Raw genomic sequence first — 20,398 nt, 5'->3', positions numbered from 1 at the left:
ACATGGCTAAATTTTTTATAAATCGACCTATTTTTGCTATTGTAGTGTCTATCATTATCGTGCTTTTGGGAATTGTATCGGCAGTGGGATTGTCGGTGGCGCAATATCCTAATATTTCCCCACCTACGATTTCCGTCAGTACCAAATACCAAGGTGCTAATGCCGAGGTTATTAATGACACCGTAGCACAAGTAATAGAAGAACAAGTCAATGGGGTAGATGGTATGGAGTCTATGACGTCTACGAGTACGGATACGGGGTTTTATACACTGAATGTGCAATTTGAAACTGGGACAAATTCGGATATGGACTCTGTTCAAACACAAAACCGCGTATCGGAGGTTAAGGCATCTTTGCCTGATTCGGTTCAAACGCAGGGGATTTCCACAACGAAATCGTCAGATGATAGCGCACTGACGTTTACCTTGTATTCTCCAAATAATACATATGATGCTAAATTTTTAGAAAATTACGGAAATCTTTATTTGCTCGATGACATTAAACGCATTAAAGGTGTCGGTGAAGTGTCTGCATTTGGTGCGGATTACAGCATGCGGGTATGGCTTCAGCCGGAAAAAATGGCGAAACTGGGTGTGTCGACGAGTGATGTTATTTCAGCTATTGAAAGTCAAAATGTCCAAGCCCCTGCAGGTTCTTTGGGAAAAATGCCGACAGAAACAAAACAGGCTTTTGAGTATACCGTACGTGTGCAAGGCAGACTTATAGATGCAAAAGAGTTTGGCAATATTATTATTATGGCAAAACCAACGGGTGCGGCGGTACGGTTGAAAGATATTGCCAAGGTCGAAATGGGAAGCCGGGATTATATTTATGATTCTAAACAAAATGGGCATGCCAGTGCTGGCTTTTCTATTAAATTAAACAGCGATGCTAATTCATTGGATACAATTGGGAAAATCAAAGAGTTATTGAAAAATGCCAAGGATAAATTTCCGACTGATATGGATTATGCCATTACCATTGATAATACTAAGTTTATTTATGAATCTATTCTCGAAGTATGCCGGACATTTTTAGAAGCACTGGCACTCGTTGTTTTAGTAGTATATTTATTTTTACAAAGCTGGAGAGCTACGCTTATTCCTCTTTTGGCAGTACCGGTATCGTTGATTGGTACATTTACAGCTTTTACGTTTCTAGGATTTACAATTAATACACTGACATTATTTGCCATGGTCTTGGCGATTGGGTTGGTGGTGGATGATGCAATTGTAGTTATTGAAGCTGTTGAACGACATATTAAAGACGATCACATGAGTCCACGGGAAGCAACGGTACAAGCCATGAAGGAAGTATCCGGACCGGTTATTGCAATCGCGTTTGTTTTGGCTTCGGTATTTTTACCCGTAGCATTTTTTGGCGGCATTATGGGGGTATTGTATAAGCAGTTTGCTTTGACTATTGCTATTTCTATGGGATTATCGGCATTTGTAGCATTATCACTTACACCGGCACTTTGCGCACTTATCTTGAAACCGGTTCGTGAATCAGAGAAGCAGAGTATATTGAAGCGATTTTTTAAATCTTTTAATGAATATTTAAGAATGACTACGATTCGCTATGGCAAAGAAATACAGCATTTAATCCCTAAAGCGAAACTGTGTATGTTGTTTTTAGTGGGTATCTTGGCTGTTACCGGATTACTATATCGCGTTGTTCCCAGCTCCTTAGTACCAGAAGAAGATCAAGGATATTATATGGTGGGAGTTACGCTGCCGGAGGGAGCTAGTTTGACCCGTACGATTCATGCAATGGATCATATTTCTGAAATGATTCAAAAACAGCCGGGAGTTACACAAGTTATGACCTTGGCGGGAACAGATCTTTTGACAGGATCTTCCAAAACAAATACGGGAGAACTTTTTGTAGCATTAACACCTTGGTCAGAGCGAACTTCTCCTGCATTACAAGTCAAATCGGAGATACAAGATACATTAGCCGATGCGTCATCTTTCTTGGAAGGAAATGTAGCGGTATTTAATCCACCGGCACTGCCCGGATTGGGTTCAGTCGGCGGATTTTCACTTATGATAGAAGATCGAAATGGAGGAACACTGACTGATTTAGATAAAGTAGCGACGCAATTTGTTGAACAGGCTAAAAAACGTAAGGAAATTGGAGCGGTATCTTCTAATTTCAGTACATCAACACCTAGTTATCGATTTGATGTAGATCGCCAGAAAGCAGAGATTCTGGGAGTATCGGTAGATGATATTTTTTCCACTTTGCAGGTTTTTTTAGGTGCTGATGAAGTGAATGATTTTACGAGATTTGGACGGAACTACAAGGTTATCGTTCAAGCGGAAAGTCCGTATAGAAGTAATACCGATGCCCTGCGTTACTTATTTGTCAAAAGTAGTAATGGAGATATGATACCGCTTAACACACTGGTTACAATGAAAAAAGTACTGGCACCGGCTGTTATTACTCGATTTAATGGTGTACAAGCAGCTAAAATAAGCGGGACACAAGCCGGTGGCTACAGTTCAGGACAAGCTATGGAGGCATTGTCCGAAGTCGCAAAAGAAACGTTGCCGGATGGATATACCTATGAATGGACTGGTCAAAGCCGGGAAGAACAGCAATCGGCAGGGCGAACTCCGATTGTGTTTGGGATGGCGCTTTTGTTTGCGTTTCTCTGTCTGGCAGCTTTATATGAAAGCTGGAGTGTGCCATTTGCTGTGTTATTGGCTATTCCCTCAGGAGTTTTTGGCGCGTTTTTGTTCCAATATCTCACGGGACAGGAAAATAGTATTTATATGCAAATTGGGTTGATTATGCTGATTGGTCTGGCTGCTAAAAATGCTATTTTAATCGTAGAATTTGCAAAAGTACGAGTTGATCAAGGCATGAAATTAGAGCAAGCTGCCATTGAAGCGGCCCAGTTGAGGTTACGCCCGATTATTATGACTTCACTCGCTTTTATTATTGGTTGTCTGCCTCTTATGCTGGCGTCTGGGGCAGGTGCGGGGGCACGTACCTCTATGGGAACGGCTGTTGTTGGGGGAATGTTGGCGGCAACTGCCATAGGAATATTCCTTATACCTATATTATTTGTCGTTGTTGAAAACGTAGTAAGACGTTATAAATGACCGGTGGATAGGCTTTGATATATTTTTTCTAAATTTTCCTTTTGTGTTTGTAAATACGTTTTGCTGCCGTTGGAACTTTCTAATGTATAAATACCTTCTACGTTAGCGCCTACTTCGTGTGCGAGTGTCTGGGAAATTTTGGGACTTTCCATATCTTCTACAAAAATTGTTGAGATATGATGATTTAAGCAAAAATCAGCAAGTTCTTTTAGGCGGCGGGCACTTGGTTCACCAGAGGCAAAAACATTTTCCAGGCTGTTCTGCTGCAGCCCGAAGTCACGTGCCATATAAGAAAACGCAGCGTGACCAGTAACAAATACCTTGGACGGACTTTGGTCGAATTTTGTTTTATAGTCGGTATACAAATAATCTATCTTGGCGGAAAACGCATCATAGTTCGCATCGTAGTACGCTTTATTTGCCGGGTCTGCTTTTATGAACGCGTTATGGATATTCTTGGCTTCCCATTTGGCTCCTTGTAGACTAAGCCAGATATGTGGATCTATGTCGTGACGCTGAGATTGGCTATTCCAAAAAGCGGAAGCGGCAGTATCATAAATGGGGGTGGCTCCATTTGAGGCAATGACGAACAGCAAGTTTTTGTTTCCTGCGGTTTTAATTGCTTTTTCCGCCCATGATTGTTCCATACCAAATCCATTGATAATAAAAACAGAGGCAGTGGAAAGTGCTGTTACATCAGATGCTTTAGGCTCAAAATCGTGCGGCTCTACACCGTCGGGGATGATAGTTTTAATTTCTATTTTATTTCCGCCTATAGCTTCTGCTAATTCGCGCATGGCATTAAACGAAACGACAACTTGCAATTTTTGGTTATTTGAGGAGGCTTCCGAAAAGGGGGCCTTTTCTAGTGTACAGGAAGTTAATAGAAACAGAGAAAAAATAAATAGTAAGGCATATACTATGCGTTTCAAGAAATCCCTTCTCTCTAAATGCGAACAACTTGCATTTGCGCTTTAAAATAGGATATAATATGTTACGCAAGATGTCAAGAAAATAAGGATTTATGCATTGGGAGGGAGAACATACCATGATTTTGCTGGAACATGTATATTATGCCTATGAGACCGGAAGTCCGTATCTTCTCCGGGATTTGAATCTTATGATAAAAAATGGGGATTATATTTCTATTGTCGGTGAGAATGGCAGTGGTAAGAGCACATTTGTTAAATTGCTGCTAGGCCTTTTGAAACCAGTGAAAGGGTCTTTGCGTAACGATTTTACGCGGACCGCTTATGTGCCACAGCGTTTTGAATCGTTGAATAGTCAATTTCCTATTACAGTTCGGGAGGTCCTGAATTGTTATCGGAAGGTGCTGCATATTAAGGATAAAGATTGTATTAACCATTATTTGGAGTTGATGGGAATGAAAGGATACGAAGAATCTCTTATCGGAACCCTTTCCGGCGGACAATGCCAAAAAGTTTTTATTGCAAGAGCGCTCATGGGACACCCAGATCTTATTATTCTTGATGAACCGTCGACCGGGATTGATGTAAAAAGTCAAAGCGAGTTATATCCATTTTTGAAGAGCCTTAATCAAGAACACGGTATCACCATTATTACAGTGGAACATAATCTGCGTGCCGCTATTCGAAATTCCAAGCAGATGTATCATGTTGCCGGCGGCAGTGGTCATCTTTGTTCACCGGAAGAATACATCCGTGAATATGTATCCGAAAATACAGGAAGTGAAGCTTATGTTTGAATATGCGTTTATACAAAATGCTTTTATTGTAGCGGTATTAATATCTGTGGTATGTCCCTTGATTGGAATGTTTTTAGTGCTGCGGCGATATTCCATGATTGGTGATTCCTTGGCACATGCTTCTTTAGCCGGAGTAGCTGTGGGACTATTATTGAATATAAATCCGATTCTTAGCGCTTTTTGCCTTACGTCTTTTTTTGGCGTAGTAATAGAAGCTTTGCGTCGACGATTTCGTCGTTACGCCGAACTTATTTTAGTAATTGTATTGTCTTTATCGGTGGGTATTGCTATTACAATTATTAGTTCCGGCTTGGTCCATGCAAATGTGGAATCTTTTCTGTTTGGAAGTATACTTACTGTTTCGCGCGAAGATGTCTGGTCTGTTTTTATTCTCAGCATTATTTCCATTTTTCTTATTTTACGGCTTTATCCTCAATTGGTTTTTCTGACTTTTGATGAAGATGGAGCAAAAATTGCCGGAGTAAAAAGTCAGATTATTAACTATATATTTGCGGTACTTGTAGCGGCAACAATTTCTGTTTCTATTCGAATTGTTGGAATTTTAGTTATTAGTTCATTAATTGCATTACCCGTAGCGACAGCACTGCAGTTGCAGCGGGGCTTCCGAAGAACATTGCAGTTATCGGTGCTGTTTAGTTTTATTGATATTCTTGCAGGACTTTTTGTTTCTTATTGGATAGATGCGGCGCCTGGCGGGGTAACGGCGATTGCTTCTGTTCTTCTTTTGATGATGGTTATGGCGTTTCAACAAATCCGGTTAGCTGGACATCATACTGATATAGAAAGGATGTGAAAGTATGGCATGTTCGTTAGAAGATCATCGTGAATATTTGCATCAACATGGTATTAAAAGTACGCGGCCCCGTAATTTGGTATGGGAAATTCTGTTAACTCATGATGGAATATTGTCGGCAGAAGAAATTTATCAAACTGCCGTTCAACAGGGAGAAACTGTGAATTTTTCTACGATATATCGCGTTTTGGAACTGTTTGTTGAAAAAGGTCTTGTGGAAAAATCTTTTTTTCCCGGTACGCAGAAAAATGTTTTTTCTGTATGCCATGTAGGGCATACACACCACTTGATTTGCTTGCGCTGTCATAAGACTGTTGATATTTCACCGTGTCCTTTGTCTGATTTGGAAAAGCAGATTGCAGCGAAAACAGATTTTCAAATTGTCGGGCATCATCTTGAAATCTATGGGTATTGTCCGGAATGCAGAAAAATTATGAAATAGCGGGATAAGCCATTTTTTGTAAGTTTTTATTTTTCTGTATCTATCATACATCACGCGCAGCGAAGAAATATTCGCTGCGCGTGATTTATGTATGTTGAGACTTATATCGTGTTTTTACTGTAATATATATAATGTACGGCAGTTAAAGAAAATCGTATGTTATATACGTGAAGATAATAATTCTTTTGTGTAGTTTTCCTGCGGATTTGTAAAAATTTTCTCTGTAGGACCGTTTTCAATTAGCCTGCCATTATGCAGTACCATCGTTTTAGTGCTGATCCAGCGGGCTAGACAAAGATCATGTGTAATGAAAAGACATGCAATGTGATGGCTGCAGCATATGCTTTTGATAAGGTCTGCAATTTTTCCTTGTGTGCTTACATCGAGCGCACTGGTTACTTCGTCACAAACAAGAAGCTTTGGATTAATGCATAATGCCCGTAGTAATGCTGCTCGTTGGCATTCTCCTCCACTGATTTGATGGGGATAACGGTCTAAAAAAGAAGTATTCAGTTGTACTTCTTCGACAAGTTGATGCCATGCTGCTTGACTTATATGAATATGAAAATTTTGAGGTCCGGCAATGATACTTTTTCGCAAGGTTTTGCGTGGATGAAAGGATTCAATGGGATTTTGAAAAACCATTTGCATCTGGCTATATATTTTTTTGCAGTGTTGTTCAGAAATATGAGTGATATCTTGTCCATCAAAAAAAATTTCACCCTCGTCGCTATTTATAAAACGACATAAACATTGTGCTAACGTGCTTTTGCCTGAACCGCTTTCACCGATTACAGCAATTATTTCTCCGGCATCCATCTGGAAAGAAATGTGATCTAACGCTTGTATCGGTTTATATTGATAATACGTTTTTGTTAAATTTTTAACAGTGAGCAGCATATTAGAAGTCCTTTCGTATTCCGGCCAAGAACAACAACTCTTTTGTATACGGTTGTTGTGGATTTCCGATCACACTGCTGGCTTTGCCGTATTCGATCAAATGACCTTGCTTGAGAACAAGCAGTGTGTCTGCCATATAACGAGCCAAGCGGATATCATGTGTAACAAAGATAATCGCCGTTTGATGATAACGGCGCAGACGCAGTAGTGCATCCGCAATTTTTTGTTGTGTTAAACTGTCCACTGCAGATGTTGGTTCATCCGCCAGCAGCAGATGAGGAGGCATAATAAGGGGGAATAAAAGTTCAGCTCTTTGAATCATGCCACCGGAAAACGTAATCGGATACTTGTGTAGACTTTCCTCGGGAAGTCCTAGCATTACGGCACGTTTTTTTACAATTTCCGTAAATTCCGAATGATTCATTTTCCCTGTAAGACGTACGGCGTCCCATAATTGAGTTTGGATGGTTTGTACAGGACAAAAAGAAGATAATGCATTTTGAAATAGTATCGACAATTCATACCCGTATATTTTTTGCCAGTCGGATGACTGCAATGTATGTCCCTTGTAACAAACCTCTCCCAGTAGCTGCAGTGGAGGTGAAATCATACCGCTGGCAGCTTTTAACAGTGTTGTTTTGCCGCTTCCTGATTCACCGACAATAACAAGAATTTCTCCTTTACAGACAGTAAATCGGAGCGCATCTAATAAGATTCTATTTCCATTGGTGACAGTTACGTCTTGAAACGATAATATGGTAGACATTGTTAGGTATACTTCCTTAGTTTATATCTAATTCAGGGGTTATTTCATAGTAGTCTGAGGGATGTGCTTCTAATCCAGTTACATTTTTTTTCATAACAAAAGACATTTTTAAAAATGCCGTGTAAATAATTGCGTTATCATCAAGAATATGTTGCTGGATCTGGATTGCTAATTCATTTCTTTTGTTAGTGTCAAATGTATTGCGCAGCTGATCGCAGAGGTGGTCTACATCGGGATTATTATATGCTCCGTTATTATAAGGTGAATCAGACATGACATTAGAGGTAAAATAATATTCAGGATCTCCTGTGGGAGCAGTGACAATGGCCTTGGCATATATATCAAATTCGTTTCGTTTTAGAAAGTCCTTATAATTATCGGTAGCATTTACCTCTAACTTAATACCAATTTCTTTTAAGGCTGATTGCGCATATTCCGCAAGAAGAGGCAATTCCTGCCGAGAGGTGTAGGTAAGCCAGCGCAGTGTCAGTGGTTTCCCGTTTTTTAATACATAACCGTCAGCATCACGTTCTGTGTAACCGGCTTGTGCTAACAGACGGCGTGCTGCTTCCGGATCATACGGGGCAGCCTTAAGCCCGCGCCCAAAGGGCATATTGTCAGGAAAGGCACCTATGGCGGGTACGCCATTTCCATTTAATAGTACAGATACAAATTGGTCTTTATTAATTGCCATAGCAATAGCTTTGCGGACGTTGTTATTTTGAAGAACCGGGGTCCTGTAATTCATGAGTGCTTGATATACACGGGAGGTCGCGGCAGAATTGATTTTATATTTATTGGTATCTTGAAAATTTGATAAACTGGCATAAGGAAGACCTTGTGCAGCGTCTAGTTCCCCACTTTGCATCGCCATTGAAAGCGCATCTCCGTCTGTAATGCTGCGGACAATAATCTTATCTAATTTTGGTTGCACTTTTCCCCAATAATGAGCGTTTTTCTTTAAATCAATTTCGGTGTCTGTTACTTTTTCTGCGACATAAGGTCCCGTACCCACGACAATTCGATCTTTTTCTCCCGCTGTCATGTCAATGATCGCTGCATAGGGATCAGCTAGATAATGAAGTAAAGCGGGCACTTTTTCAGAAGATTGAATGGTTACCGTTTGTCCGTCTGCGATAATGTTTTTGATTTTTAAATCATGCGGAGCACGATCGTTTTTTTTCAATAAATCTTCCAAACATGTTTTTACATCATTCCCAGTCACTTTTTTGCCGTTAGAAAACGTAATATCATTGCGTAGAGTAATTTTTACCGTATAATCATCTAGTTGGTTAGCAGATTCGGCCAGCCATGGTTCAATTTTCATTTCTTTGTTGAAACGGAACAATGTTTCACCAATGCCATAGCGGACAGTACTCCAGCCGCAGTATGTATCATGAGGATTTATTCCGGCATCCTGCATGGCTGTTCCATATGCCATAGTGCCGTAGTGAAATATTTTTTCACTGTGGGGGGAAGTTGTTGCAGAATTATTTTGGCTGCAACCAGATAAAAGTAACATAATTCCTAATGCAGCAGTAAAAAAAATAGTTTTTTTGTTCATATAAATACCTCGCTTAATGGATATCAAAAAAATCACGCAGAGAATCTGCGAATAACTGAAATAAAGAAACTGTGATAAATATGGCAATACCAGGAGCAAAAATAGTCCAAGGTGCTGTTTGCAATAAATTACGAGCTCCGCTCATCATCGAACCCCATTCTGCGGCTGGAGGTGCAGTTCCCAATCCTAAAAATGACAGACCTGCAATTTCAGTAATAATGGTACCGATATCGAGTGCTGCTGTAATACAAATGGGACCGACAATGACGGGTAAAATATGAAAGAACATAATTTGCCAAGAAGACGAACCGCTCATGCGGGCGGCCTCTATATATTCTGTCTGCCGTAAAGGTAGTGTTTGCGTACGTACCAGACGGGTGTATTTCGGCCAGGAAACAAGCATAATAGCCGCAGCTGCATTAAACGTACCTCCACCCAGTAATCCAGCGGCAGCAATAGCAAAAACCATGGACGGAAAAGCTAAAAATACATCCGTAAGACGTAAAAGAATTGTGACTAGGCGGTTGCGATGATATCCGCAAAACAGACCGATGAGAGATCCTAAAGAACTTGCCAGAAAAGTTATAATCAATGCGGTGAATACTGTTATTTTAGCACCAGCAATTGTACGAGCCAGCATGTCTCTGCCGAAACGATCAGTACCAAGCAGGTGAGCCGCGCTTGGTGGTTGCAACGCTTGCAATAAATTTTGACTATAAGCATCAAACGGGAGGATATATTCGGCTGCCAATGAAAAAAGAAGTCCGGCGGTAATCAGTAACAAAAGAGTAAAAAAACGACAATTTTTAGCAGTGTGTATCATCTTAATGTCCCTCCTCATGAATCGTGATGCGAGGATCAATAAAACAGCAAAGTATATCAACTGCTAAATTAATAAGGACGTAGATAAGAGACATCCAAATCACATAGGCTTGAATAATAGGATAATCGCGCATAACGATGGCATCTACGGCAAGTTTTCCGATACCGTCCCAGAGGAAAATAGATTCGACGATAGCGGCGCCTCCCAGCAGAGAACCGACAGATACTCCCAGAAGTGCCAGCAGTGGAGCTAAAACAGAACGCAATACATAATGAGTAAGAATATAGAAATAAGGTACGCCTCGTATGCGAGCTGCCTGTATATACGGTTTATGCAGTTCCTCCAGCAGAATACCGCGTATTTGCCGCGTATATTTAGCACTCATTGCAATTGCCAGTGTCAGGGCGGGAAGTATAGGAGCCGTATTGCTGTCAGTATTCAAAAAAGAAAAAACAGGTATTTTAACAGCAAAAAAATAAAGGAGCAGCAAACCGATGAAGAAATCAGGCAAAGCATTGCCGGTAAAAGCTGAAAAACGAATCATATAATCCATCCAGCTGCCTTTTTTTACAGCAGTTACCATGCCTAACGGTATTGATATAAAAAGTGTGATTAATACAGCTATAACCATCAGTTCGATCGTAGCAGGAATTTTTTCTATAATGACCGATGATACGGGTTGCCCGGATACAAATGAAGTACCCATGTTTCCCTGCAGTATATTACAAATCCAGTCACTGTATTGACCAAGAAAATCTTTATTTAAGCCGAGTGCAATTTTATGAGCGGTGATTGCGGCAGGAGAAGCACCGCCGTTTTGCTCATATAGTAAATCGACTGTATCCGTTGAGGCTGTATGCATAAGTGCAAATGATAAAAAGGTAATGCCTATAAGTATGGGAATCAGATGGAGCAATCTGGTTTGTATATAATGTTTCATTGTTATAAAAACTCCTTTATGTAAAACATATTCTTTTATCATATTACATGGAGGGGGCTTCATGTCAATGGCAGTTTTAAATATATTTTGTTAAAATAAAAAATTCTTGTATAATAGTACGTAAAGTTGAAGGAGGATTAGCATGGAATTTGATAAGCGAGTACAAAATTATTGGAATGTGCGCAGTAAAGAGTTTGGTGATATACGGCGCGTAGAATTGGCAGGACCTGATGCACAAGCCTGGAAAAATTTTATAACGTCCTATTTACCGGAAAAAAAGACATCTGTGTCCTTGATGTAGGAACGGGAACAGGTTTTTTGGCTATTCTTATGGCACAATCAGGGTACTGTGTGACGGGAATTGATTCATCAGAAAAAATGCTGCGGGAGGCAGAACAAGCGGCGCAGATCAATGAAATGAGTATCCATTTTGAATGTGGCAATGCGCAGCAACTTGATTTTGCCAGTAATACTTTTGAAGTAGTTGTTTCACGGAATTTAACGTGGAATCTGCCCAATGTGACAGCCGCATATACGGAGTGGCTGCGGGTTCTTAAACCAGGGGGCATTTTGCTGAATTTTGACTCTAATTACGGATCTGTTAATTTTGCAGCTGAAGCCGAAAAAAAAGAAAATGTACATCATAAGCTAGATAAAAAAATATTGTGGGAATGTGAGAACTTAAAAAAAGATCTCTCTATTAGTCAGAAAAATCGCCCGCAATGGGATTTACAGTGCTTACAGCGTGTTGGCTTTGTCGATTGTTCCTATTGTGCTGATATTCGTCCCATGGTACACTGTTCACAAGATATGCAATATGATACCTTGCCATTATTTGCTTTGTGCGGATATAAACCTGTATATTGCAATATGTGAAAATTACATACGAAATATAATAAAAATAAATAAATAAACATAAACAAATTGCGAAACGTTTTTTCATCATATATAATGTTAACTATAGTTATATAGACATAGTAAACAAGATATTTGTTTTTACTGAACAGATATATTCATTTGTTTTTTTTATGGAGAATGTGTTGTGAAGGCGGATGCTATCGGACAAACAGAATTTGCAAAATACGATGGACTGACGGGACTTTACAGCCGGCAATATTTTTTTGCACAAGCAGAAAAGGTATTGTCGACTCATCAGCGGAAAGAATATATCGTTGTTTGCAGCAATATTGTCAAATTTAAATTAGTTAATGAGCTTTTTGGAACCTCTGCCGGCGATTATGTATTGAAAACACTGGGGGAGGTTGTCCGCAGCTGGCAAAGAGACTCACATGGCAGAGATATATTTGGGCGTCTTCATTCGGATCATTTTGTCGGATGTTTGCCATTAGGCCGGCTGCATATACGGTCTTTCATTGAGTATTGTCAGGCGGTATTGGAAAAACTGGATTTAAATATCAATGTTAATTTTACCTTTGGCATATATAAGGTAAATGATGAAAATATGACGGTCAAAGAGATGACGGATTGTGCTATCGTGGCTCTCCAATCCGTTACTCCGAATGGAATTAAACCATATGCTGTATATGATAATATTATGCATGATAAAATGCGGCGTGACCAAATGCTGGCGGCTTCAATGAAAAATTCATTGGATCGTGGTGAGTTCCAAGTATTTTATCAACCTATGTATGATTTTTCGACGAAACAAATTATTCGTGCGGAAGCCTTAATCCGGTGGTTTCATCATGAATTAGGTACAGTACATCCTAACGAATTTATTCCGCTTTTTGAACGAAATGGAATGATTGTTGCTCTTGACCAATATATTTGGGAAGCTGTTTGCCGGTATCAACGGCAGTGTTTGGATGCTATGCGTTCCATCGTACCGGTTTCTGTTAATGTGTCACGTGTAGATTTTTATCATCAGGATATCGTCGAGCTGCTTACTATACTATTGAGAAAATATGACTTGCCACCACACGTATTGGAACTGGAAGTGACCGAATCTGCCTACATGGATGATCCACGGCAAATGCGTGTCATTTTAACGCAGCTTAAAGAAGTGGGCTTTCATATTCTTATGGATGATTTTGGCAGTGGGTATTCATCATTGAATATGCTGATGAATCTTCCCGTCGATACACTGAAGATTGATATGTTGTTTATTCGACAAATGGATATTTCGCAGCGGGCGGGAGATATTATCGGAAGTATTGTCCAAATGGCACAATGGCTAAATCTGGAAACGGTTATGGAAGGGGTAGAAACAAGGGAACAGAGTGAATATTTGAAGAATATAGGCTGCAATGCAGGGCAGGGGTACTATTTTTCGAAACCGATTTCGGAAACAGATTTTTTTCATTTTATGGATGAATATACGCCGCCTGTATCAGAAGAAATTATTAATATAGATTATAATATGAGTTGTTACAAAACAATAATGGCGTACGACAGAAAAATTATGGCCTTGCTTGATTTACTCAATGGAATGGGTTTATATGAACTTAAAAATAGTGTATTGACCTTACTATGGGCTAATCATGGATATGCACAAATTTGGGGACGGCATACATTATCAACAAACAATGATGGATGGAATCCGATTCAACCTGCTGATCAAATTATTGTGCAGCAGTCTTTGGAACAGGCTAAATGTAAGAAAAGGCCTGTTTCATTTACGTATCACTCCATCCATTATGATGGACATTCTATGTTGATGCATGCGCAGGCACATTATTTGGGGATGCGTAATAATGGAGATATATATTTAATAACATTTTTTGACTTAACGAATTGTATACGTTCGTAAATGAATCATTAAGAAAGTATTGCAAGGCGCGGAGTTGGTTAGATATTATAAAAGGTCCGCAACCGGTCATTTATGAAAAGAGACTAGGGTACGGACCCGTTGAGTACATTCCTGTTTGTTATTGATTATAGTAACTTTATTTTACATATATTACAAAATCAGCTTTGCGCGGGGCTGCAGCGGGAAGCGGGCAGTCAGCGTAACCGAGAGTGCAATGGCCGACCCCGGTAAGATGTTCAGGAAGTCCCCATTTTTTTAACAGTGCCTTGCCTTCTGGAGATTCAAATTCTTCTTTTGCGCGATTGACCCAGCAGGAACCAATGCCGAGTGCTGCGGCAGCATTCATGAGGTTACCCATGACGAGACAGCCGTCAGACCAAGCGTTGACGGATTTTTTTGTATCTGTTAGTACGAGGCAGATAGTAGGTGCTCCATAAAATGGATCACTGCTAGTACCCATGATTGCCGCGTTCATAGCGGATAATTTAGCAATTAGGTCATGGTTTTGAATTACTACGATAGTAACGGGTTGTTGTCCTTTGCCAGAGGCGGCAAAGGTTCCGGCTTTGACTATTTTCTGCAATTCTTCTTCTTTTATCTGTTCAGGTTTGTACTTGCGGATACTCCGACGGGTAAGTAGTGTTTGAATCGTTTCATTCATAAAAGTCAGCCCCTTTCAAGGAATAATCAATAATACCATACACTATAATTAGTATAGCATTATTTTATGTGAAAAAAAATAAAAGAAATATATCTATAGATTCGACAGATTCGACAGGTTCAGTAAAAATTAACGATAAAATATAAAAAAATTCGTAGCGGTACGGATATTCGCAAAGAGTTATGATATAATAAGATAACAATGACGGAGATTGCGTGATAACAGCGAATTATGATTATTTTTTGATAAATAGAGGCGATAATGGTGAATCATGAACATACACACGGAAAATATTGCGGCATTGTGGAATTAGAAAAAAAAACTATATTGCAGCCGAATCTTCCCAAGGAATATATACAGCCATTGGCGGCCATATTTAAGGTACTTGGGGATCCGACACGATTACGCATACTTCACGCGTTAATGGAGGGTGAAATGTGTGTATGTGAAATTGCTGAACAGATTCGGATGGGGCAATCGGCGGTTTCTCATCAACTGCGAATATTGCGGGATGCGCGGTTAGTACAGTTTCGACGGGATGGTAAGGTTATTTGGTATTCTTTAGCGGATAATCATGTCTTTACTCTTTTGGCGGTAGGGTTAGAACATGTGGCTGAATAGTCATACTAAAAAAATGGGGAATAAACTATGTTTTTGTGTTTAATGCGACATGGCAAAGCAGAGATATTGAAGCATGGCAGTAATGATAGCCAACGACATTTAACAGAAAATGGGCGGCAGCGCGTAACGGTTATGGCTTCTTTGGCAAAGCGCTGGTGGCCTGCAGGAAATACAATTATCTGGTCTAGTCCGCTGGTTCGGGCACGTGAAACAGCGATAATTATGGGGCGAGCAATCCAAGCTGTTTATATGGACATGCATTCGTCTATTGCAGCGGGAGATTTGCGAAGCTTTTATCAAGACGTTTTAATTAAAGAGAAAAATGATGTTGTTTTGGTTGTGGGTCATGAGCCTTTTTTGGGTCATTGGAGTAAGGAAATAACGGGAACACCCATAGACTTTAAAACCGGCAGTATAGCTATCTTTGAATATGATCCGACAGCAGGATCGCTGGGATATGGAAATTTATTACTATATGTACAGCCAAAAGCAGCAACTTTGATTTTATAGATACAAGGAGGATTTTCTAATGGTAATGAAACATCTTTTATCCATAGCGGGAACTGATCCGTCAGGAGGGGCGGGAGCGCAAGCTGATTTAAAAACATTTTGTGCCCATGGATGTTATGGTATGAATGTTATTACGGCAGTAGTTGCACAAAATACACAAGGTGTCATAGATTATATGGATATAACGCCGGATTTGATTGCGGAACAGCTGGAAGCGGTGTTTGAAGATATTGCTGTGGATGCTGTGAAAATTGGGATGGTAAGCGTTCCCGAAACAATTCGTGTTATTGGTGAAAAATTAAAACAATATAAACCACCCATTATTGTTGTTGATCCTGTCATGGTGGCAACTAGCGGACATCGATTGTTAGCTCCGGAATCAGAGCAGGTACTCAAAACTGTTTTAGTGCCGTTGGCAGATGTATTGACTCCGAATATTCCGGAAGCAGAAGTATTAGCAGGAAAGAAAATATATGATTTTTCTGATATGGAAGCGGCTTGCCGCGCAATTGCGGCAATGGGAGCAAAAGCTGTTTTGGTCAAAGGCGGGCATCGTGTATCTGACGCTACAGATATACTTTTTGACGGGAATGGTTTCCATTATTTTAAGGGCCAGCATATTGAAAGCATGAGTACACATGGTACCGGATGCTCTTTATCCAGTGCTATTGCATCTAATTTGGCAAATGGAATGGAGCTGGAAACGGCAGTAGGCAAAGCTAAGGCATTTGTGTTTGAAGGTATCAAGCATGCAGAACCTATTGGCAAAGGACATGGACCGATTCATCATTTTTATGAAATGTATAAAAAAGCTGGGTTGTTATAATTTTACATGTTATATCAATCGTATAGGAGGTGATAGTATATGAGAAAAAAATATAAACAGATGGTTTGCACTGCGGCAGCAGCGGTCTTTATGAGTAGTACCTGTTTGGCGGCGAATCCGGATATCGCATATAAAGAAGCAGTTCAAACCATGGCAGTTCATCCTGAGGGCGAGTATGTTATACTGCTTAATTTGAAGATGCCCATAACATCAATGGCCATATCCGACACAATTGATTTGCAGGAAAAACCGTTTAAAGTTAAAAGTGTAGTTACGATGTCTTCTTTCAATAAAACGAACAGTCATTTTGCAACTGTATATGTGGAACAGGACGGAGATCATCTGAATGTTTATTCTGGCTGCAATCAAAAAGATAAGACGTTGTGGAACAAACAGGTACACCCATTGAAGAACAAAGCCCCGCTTTCAGATACGTTTGGAACGGAACGATCAATTATGTCTGGTGTAAAAGCAGTGGATATCGTTGGTTTGAATCAGTATAAAGTTGTCTTTGACGCACGCCGCATATATAATGATACAGATAAGGCAAATTGGGAAAAAGAAGGACTCAGTTCACAGCAGGCAGAGATAGCGGCGCAAGCATTACAGGCTTTGCAGAAGGCGGGAGATATTTCTTTTGTCGTGACGATTGATCCTAAAACAAAACGTATTATTCATGTCGAAGGACTGTTGACTGATCAGGTACAGGCAGTAGCCAATGCTGTCGCTTCGAGGTTTAATGGGTCTGAAAAAGCTAAAGCGTTGGTTGGAGAACTGATTGGTCAGAGCAGTATGACAATCACCATAGATAGTAAACCGCTTCCTGACGGAATTTCTATAGCGGTGCCGAAAATGGTGCGGACAGCTGCAACGGGGAATTAGAAATTGCATACGAGAAACAGAGAAAAAACTTGAATTCGTGAAAAATCTATGCTGCTTTACGGGCAAAAAAATAAGATTAGACTAGATAATATTTGACATATAGCGTAAAATATGGTATAAGTGAACAATTAAAATATTTTTCGTTGACGTCCGTGAAAAGAACAGAGCGACAGAGCCATCATGATGGTTGCGAGCGGTGTGATGGAACGGCCTGTTATAATTTGGTAAGGATATAGTCGCAGCAGGAGTATGAAGCGTGCAGAGGATACTTGACTGAAAATGCGGCCGGAACGGGATATAGCAGTATAGGAGGTATACTATTTTGGCAAAAGAAAAATTATTAGTAATTCCCCTCGGTGGGCTGGGAGAAATCGGGAAGAATATGACAGTATTCCAATACGGTGAAGATATTATTGTTTTGGATGCAGGACTGTCTTTTCCCGATGATGATATGTTCGGGATTGATCTTGTTATTCCCGACATGAGTTATCTTATTGAAAATAAGGATAAAGTAAAAGCGGTTGTAATTACACATGGACATGAAGATCATATTGGGAGTCTGGCATACCTGCTTAATGAGGTCAATGTACCTGTTTATGCAACAAAACTTGTGTGCGGTCTTATTGAAGGTAAACTTAAGGAAAATCATATTACCCACTATGAACTTAATGAGGTTCATCATGGCGATGAATTCCAAATTGGAGCTTTTAAAGTGGGCTTTATTCACACAAATCACTCAATTCCCGATGCTAGCGCTATATTTTTTAAAACGCCTGTAGGTACGGTTGTTCATACAGGAGATTTTAAAATTGATCAGACACCTGTCGACGGACTGGTTATGGATATCCATAAGTTTGCAGAATTAGGTCACAGAGGCGTACTATTGCTTATGTCGGATAGTACCAATGCAGAACGGCCAGGATACACAGAATCCGAAACTATTGTTGGCGGGGCTTTTCGCAAGGCTTTTACGGAGGCAAAAGGACGTATTATTTTAGCCACTTTCGCTTCAAATATTTCTCGTATTCAGCAAGCTATCAACACGGCAGTTCAGTTTAAACGCAAGGTCGCGGTATTTGGACGCAGCATGGTCAATAATGTACAAATTGCGATTGAACTGGGATATCTGGATGTTCCTCAGGGCGTTATGATTGAACCGGACGAAATGAATCGCTATCCGGCAGATCAAATTCTTATATTGACTACCGGCAGTCAAGGCGAACCCATGGCGGGACTTAGCCGAATGGCTGCTAACAATCACCGCAGCGTGAGCATTATACTAGGGGACACTGTTATTATTTCAGCTTCGCCAATTCCTGGAAATGAAACGAGCGTAGGACGCACGATTGATAATCTTATGAAATTGGGAGCTAATGTAGTAGCTGGTAAAGAAAAGAAAATTCATGTTTCGGGACATGCGAGTCAGGAAGAATTGAAAATTATGCTTAATTTAGTGCGTCCCAAGTTTTTTATCCCTGTTCATGGTGAATATCGCATGCTGAAAAAACATGGTGAAATTGCAGAAATGATGGGAGTAAAAAAAGACCATATTCTGATTGGCGATAATGGACAGGTATTTGAGTTTACTAATCGTTCGGGCAAAAAAGCAGGACATGTTAATGCTGGCCGCGTATTTGTTGATGGATTAGGTGTTGGTGACGTAGGTAATATTGTTATTCGGGATCGGCAGCAATTAGCGATGGAAGGAATGGTTATTGTCGTAATGACCTTGGCTAAGGGAACTTGCCATCCTTTGGCGGGACCGGATATTGTTTCGCGTGGTTTTGTTTATGTACGTGATTCCGAGGCACTTATGAATGAAGCGCACGATAAAGTTGCGGCTGTCCTGGAACGGTGTGAAGCCGGCAATATCCGTGAATGGGCGGTTATCAAGTCTCAAGTTCGTGATACATTGAGTCGGTATTTGTTTGAAAAAACGCGTCGTCGTCCTATGATATTGCCGATTATTATGGAAGTGTAATGGCTAACAACCAATTCGGTATACGACAGCGGAGGCAGTAAATGCCTCCGCTGTCGTGCCGTAGTGAAAGGGGAAAATTTTGTGGATCCACGCAATACAAATGTCAGAGCTGTTACGACAGCAGGGTGTTTTGCTGCTGTAATGTTGATTTTAGCACTGCTTAGCAACTATGTTCCTTTCTTTTCTATTATAGGCTATTTTATTCTACCGGTTCCTATGGCCATTATCCATATGCGCTTTGGTCTGCGATGGTCGCTTATGATGGGCGTTATCGTAGGAGCGCTTATGGGGATGTTTATAGATCCTGTTACGGCGCTGCTGCAGATGGTGACTTTTTGCTGTGTAGGAGTAGCCTTGGGCATGGGATTCCGTAGTGATTGGCCACCGGCTAAAATGTTATTTGGCGTAACAATTGCATTGGGTGTTGGGCTGGTGGTATTGGTTGGGATCATGTATATTGTACTTCATGTCGATGTGCTGCAGTTACTGAACGGGCAATTCCAAATGCTTATGGATAGTGTTATTGAATCGTATAAGGATAGTGGGATGTCGGAGGTACAACTGGCACAAGGGCGGCAGCAGATGGAGGAAGTGGCACGTCTTTTGCCGGCAATCATTCCACTTATGGTTTGTTTGGGATTGGCGATGTTGTCTTATTTAAATATACGAGTAGCACAGATTATTTTAACTCGTCTTGGATATGCGGTGCGTCCTTTTTTACCGGTACGATATTGGGAAATTTCCAGGAGTATGCTATACTTATATGTGTTGGCAATAGTCGTCAAATATTGGGGAACATCCAGAGGAATAGATGGATTAAGCGTTATCGGTTTGAATCTGGAACAACTTTCCGTTTTCTTTATTTGCATACAAGGCATTGCCTTTGTTCTATATTTGCTGGATCGTCATTTTAAACTTGGTTCGGCAGGTCAAGCATGTATTGTTATTCTATTGTTTGTATTTCCGCTTTTCCAATTTTTAGTATTTGTTGCCGGTATCGTCGATATGGCGATGAATTATCGTAAAAAACATAACGCCGCATAACAAATACGGGAGGCA

General features: G+C 40.3%; 20 protein-coding genes. 13 read left to right on the top strand and 7 right to left on the bottom strand.

From position 1 onward, the window contains the following. Positions 1-2: 2 nt before the first annotated feature. Positions 3-3,113: an efflux RND transporter permease subunit gene (locus BLR11_RS06510; protein WP_091649677.1), complete on the top strand. Its 3,111-nt coding sequence runs from the start codon at positions 3-5 to the stop codon at positions 3,111-3,113. Here BLR11_RS06510 and BLR11_RS06505 read toward each other — a convergent pair. Beyond that, a complete protein-coding gene (locus tag BLR11_RS06505; protein WP_091649676.1) occupies positions 3,104-4,045 on the bottom strand; it encodes a metal ABC transporter solute-binding protein, Zn/Mn family in 942 nt (313 codons plus the stop codon). The two genes, BLR11_RS06510 and BLR11_RS06505, sit on opposite strands and share 10 nt — an antisense overlap. A 116-nt stretch (positions 4,046-4,161) precedes the next feature. On the opposite strand from BLR11_RS06505, the gene BLR11_RS06500 reads away from it, so the two are divergent. From BLR11_RS06500 to BLR11_RS06490, 3 genes are read left to right on the top strand one after another with little or no spacing between them, the layout of a single operon-like run. Continuing rightward, a complete protein-coding gene (locus BLR11_RS06500) occupies positions 4,162-4,839 on the top strand; it encodes a metal ABC transporter ATP-binding protein (RefSeq protein WP_091649673.1) in 678 nt (225 codons plus the stop codon). After that, positions 4,832-5,653 (top strand): metal ABC transporter permease, encoded by an 822-nt coding sequence (locus BLR11_RS06495; protein WP_091649671.1) that lies wholly within the window; start codon positions 4,832-4,834, stop codon positions 5,651-5,653. The genes BLR11_RS06500 and BLR11_RS06495 overlap by 8 nt, the downstream gene beginning before the upstream one ends. 4 nt (positions 5,654-5,657) lie before the next feature. Then, on the top strand, positions 5,658-6,095 hold the full coding sequence (locus tag BLR11_RS06490) for a Fur family transcriptional regulator (protein WP_091649668.1): 438 nt from the start codon (positions 5,658-5,660) through the stop codon (positions 6,093-6,095). A 159-nt stretch (positions 6,096-6,254) separates the two neighbouring features. Here BLR11_RS06490 and BLR11_RS06485 read toward each other — a convergent pair whose 3' ends face one another. From BLR11_RS06485 to BLR11_RS06465, 5 genes are read right to left on the bottom strand one after another with little or no spacing between them, the layout of a single operon-like run. Then, positions 6,255-6,995 carry an ABC transporter ATP-binding protein gene (locus BLR11_RS06485; RefSeq protein WP_091649666.1) on the bottom strand — a complete coding sequence of 247 codons (741 nt, stop codon included), beginning with the start codon at positions 6,993-6,995 and terminating at the stop codon, positions 6,255-6,257. A gap of 1 nt (position 6,996) precedes the next feature. Continuing rightward, on the bottom strand, positions 6,997-7,761 hold the full coding sequence (locus BLR11_RS06480; RefSeq protein WP_091649663.1) for an ATP-binding cassette domain-containing protein: 765 nt from the start codon (positions 7,759-7,761) through the stop codon (positions 6,997-6,999). A gap of 16 nt (positions 7,762-7,777) precedes the next feature. Beyond that, positions 7,778-9,325 carry an ABC transporter substrate-binding protein gene (locus BLR11_RS06475; RefSeq protein WP_091649660.1) on the bottom strand — a complete coding sequence of 516 codons (1,548 nt, stop codon included), beginning with the start codon at positions 9,323-9,325 and terminating at the stop codon, positions 7,778-7,780. Between the two features lie 13 nt (positions 9,326-9,338). After that, the gene (locus tag BLR11_RS06470) at positions 9,339-10,148 is read right to left on the bottom strand and encodes an ABC transporter permease (protein ID WP_091649657.1); all 810 of its coding nucleotides are present in this window, start codon (positions 10,146-10,148) and stop codon (positions 9,339-9,341) included. A 1-nt stretch (position 10,149) separates the two neighbouring features. Beyond that, positions 10,150-11,088, bottom strand: coding sequence for an ABC transporter permease (locus BLR11_RS06465; RefSeq protein WP_091649654.1), 939 nt, complete (start codon positions 11,086-11,088; stop codon positions 10,150-10,152). Between the two features lie 142 nt (positions 11,089-11,230). Between BLR11_RS06465 and BLR11_RS14120 the strand changes: the two genes are divergently transcribed. From BLR11_RS14120 to BLR11_RS06455, 3 genes are all read left to right on the top strand, one after another. Then, on the top strand, positions 11,231-11,389 hold the full coding sequence (locus BLR11_RS14120; RefSeq protein ID WP_176762893.1) for a hypothetical protein: 159 nt from the start codon (positions 11,231-11,233) through the stop codon (positions 11,387-11,389). Next, on the top strand, positions 11,329-11,964 hold the full coding sequence (locus BLR11_RS06460) for a methyltransferase domain-containing protein (RefSeq protein ID WP_091649652.1): 636 nt from the start codon (positions 11,329-11,331) through the stop codon (positions 11,962-11,964). The genes BLR11_RS14120 and BLR11_RS06460 overlap by 61 nt, the downstream gene beginning before the upstream one ends. Positions 11,965-12,130: 166 nt before the next feature. Then, entirely contained in the window at positions 12,131-13,858 is a 1,728-nt protein-coding gene (locus tag BLR11_RS06455; RefSeq protein ID WP_091649650.1) for a putative bifunctional diguanylate cyclase/phosphodiesterase, read from the top strand. Positions 13,859-13,994: 136 nt separating this feature from the next. Here BLR11_RS06455 and BLR11_RS06450 read toward each other — a convergent pair whose 3' ends face one another. Next, entirely contained in the window at positions 13,995-14,519 is a 525-nt protein-coding gene (locus BLR11_RS06450; RefSeq protein ID WP_091649648.1) for a nitroreductase family protein, read from the bottom strand. A gap of 261 nt (positions 14,520-14,780) precedes the next feature. Here BLR11_RS06450 and BLR11_RS06445 point away from each other — a divergent pair, with 261 nt between their 5' ends. The 6 genes from BLR11_RS06445 to BLR11_RS06420 all read left to right on the top strand — a co-directional run bounded on the left by BLR11_RS06445 (position 14,781) and on the right by BLR11_RS06420 (position 20,383). Next, a complete protein-coding gene (locus tag BLR11_RS06445; RefSeq protein WP_091649643.1) occupies positions 14,781-15,140 on the top strand; it encodes an ArsR/SmtB family transcription factor in 360 nt (119 codons plus the stop codon). A 27-nt stretch (positions 15,141-15,167) separates the two neighbouring features. Further along, positions 15,168-15,650 (top strand): phosphohistidine phosphatase SixA, encoded by a 483-nt coding sequence (gene sixA / locus BLR11_RS06440; protein WP_091649639.1) that lies wholly within the window; start codon positions 15,168-15,170, stop codon positions 15,648-15,650. A 25-nt stretch (positions 15,651-15,675) separates the two neighbouring features. Further along, positions 15,676-16,476 (top strand): bifunctional hydroxymethylpyrimidine kinase/phosphomethylpyrimidine kinase, encoded by an 801-nt coding sequence (thiD, locus tag BLR11_RS06435; protein WP_091649765.1) that lies wholly within the window; start codon positions 15,676-15,678, stop codon positions 16,474-16,476. Positions 16,477-16,515: 39 nt separating this feature from the next. Further along, positions 16,516-17,358, top strand: a complete 843-nt coding sequence (locus BLR11_RS06430; RefSeq protein ID WP_091649636.1) for a hypothetical protein — start codon at positions 16,516-16,518, stop codon at positions 17,356-17,358. Positions 17,359-17,677: 319 nt separating this feature from the next. Further along, positions 17,678-19,339, top strand: a complete 1,662-nt coding sequence (locus tag BLR11_RS06425; RefSeq protein WP_091649633.1) for a ribonuclease J — start codon at positions 17,678-17,680, stop codon at positions 19,337-19,339. 81 nt (positions 19,340-19,420) lie between these two features. Continuing rightward, entirely contained in the window at positions 19,421-20,383 is a 963-nt protein-coding gene (locus BLR11_RS06420) for a YybS family protein (protein ID WP_245675103.1), read from the top strand. Positions 20,384-20,398 lie beyond the last annotated feature (15 nt).

Source organism: Megasphaera paucivorans (assembly GCF_900103535.1).
Classification (GTDB): Bacteria; Bacillota; Negativicutes; order Veillonellales; family Megasphaeraceae; genus Megasphaera_A; species Megasphaera_A paucivorans.
The sequence above is the reverse complement of the archived record's forward strand: the minus strand, read 5'-3'. Positions and strand labels throughout refer to the sequence as shown.

What these genes read in the sequence shown, in the direction of transcription:
- BLR11_RS06490 (WP_091649668.1), top strand. Translation starts at nt 5,658, where the DNA reads ATGGCATGTTCGTTAGAAGATCATCGTGAATATTTGCATCAACATGGT.
- BLR11_RS06500 (WP_091649673.1), top strand. Translation starts at nt 4,162, where the DNA reads ATGATTTTGCTGGAACATGTATATTATGCCTATGAGACCGGAAGTCCG.
- BLR11_RS06485 (WP_091649666.1), bottom strand. Translation starts at nt 6,995, where the DNA reads ATGCTGCTCACTGTTAAAAATTTAACAAAAACGTATTATCAATATAAA.
- thiD (WP_091649765.1), top strand. Translation starts at nt 15,676, where the DNA reads ATGAAACATCTTTTATCCATAGCGGGAACTGATCCGTCAGGAGGGGCG.
- BLR11_RS06510 (WP_091649677.1), top strand. Translation starts at nt 3, where the DNA reads ATGGCTAAATTTTTTATAAATCGACCTATTTTTGCTATTGTAGTGTCT.
- BLR11_RS06480 (WP_091649663.1), bottom strand. Translation starts at nt 7,761, where the DNA reads ATGTCTACCATATTATCGTTTCAAGACGTAACTGTCACCAATGGAAAT.
- BLR11_RS06470 (WP_091649657.1), bottom strand. Translation starts at nt 10,148, where the DNA reads ATGATACACACTGCTAAAAATTGTCGTTTTTTTACTCTTTTGTTACTG.
- BLR11_RS06465 (WP_091649654.1), bottom strand. Translation starts at nt 11,088, where the DNA reads ATGAAACATTATATACAAACCAGATTGCTCCATCTGATTCCCATACTT.
- BLR11_RS06445 (WP_091649643.1), top strand. Translation starts at nt 14,781, where the DNA reads ATGGTGAATCATGAACATACACACGGAAAATATTGCGGCATTGTGGAA.
- BLR11_RS06450 (WP_091649648.1), bottom strand. Translation starts at nt 14,519, where the DNA reads ATGAATGAAACGATTCAAACACTACTTACCCGTCGGAGTATCCGCAAG.
- BLR11_RS14120 (WP_176762893.1), top strand. Translation starts at nt 11,231, where the DNA reads ATGGAATTTGATAAGCGAGTACAAAATTATTGGAATGTGCGCAGTAAA.
- BLR11_RS06430 (WP_091649636.1), top strand. Translation starts at nt 16,516, where the DNA reads ATGAGAAAAAAATATAAACAGATGGTTTGCACTGCGGCAGCAGCGGTC.
- sixA (WP_091649639.1), top strand. Translation starts at nt 15,168, where the DNA reads ATGTTTTTGTGTTTAATGCGACATGGCAAAGCAGAGATATTGAAGCAT.
- BLR11_RS06495 (WP_091649671.1), top strand. Translation starts at nt 4,832, where the DNA reads ATGTTTGAATATGCGTTTATACAAAATGCTTTTATTGTAGCGGTATTA.
- BLR11_RS06475 (WP_091649660.1), bottom strand. Translation starts at nt 9,325, where the DNA reads ATGAACAAAAAAACTATTTTTTTTACTGCTGCATTAGGAATTATGTTA.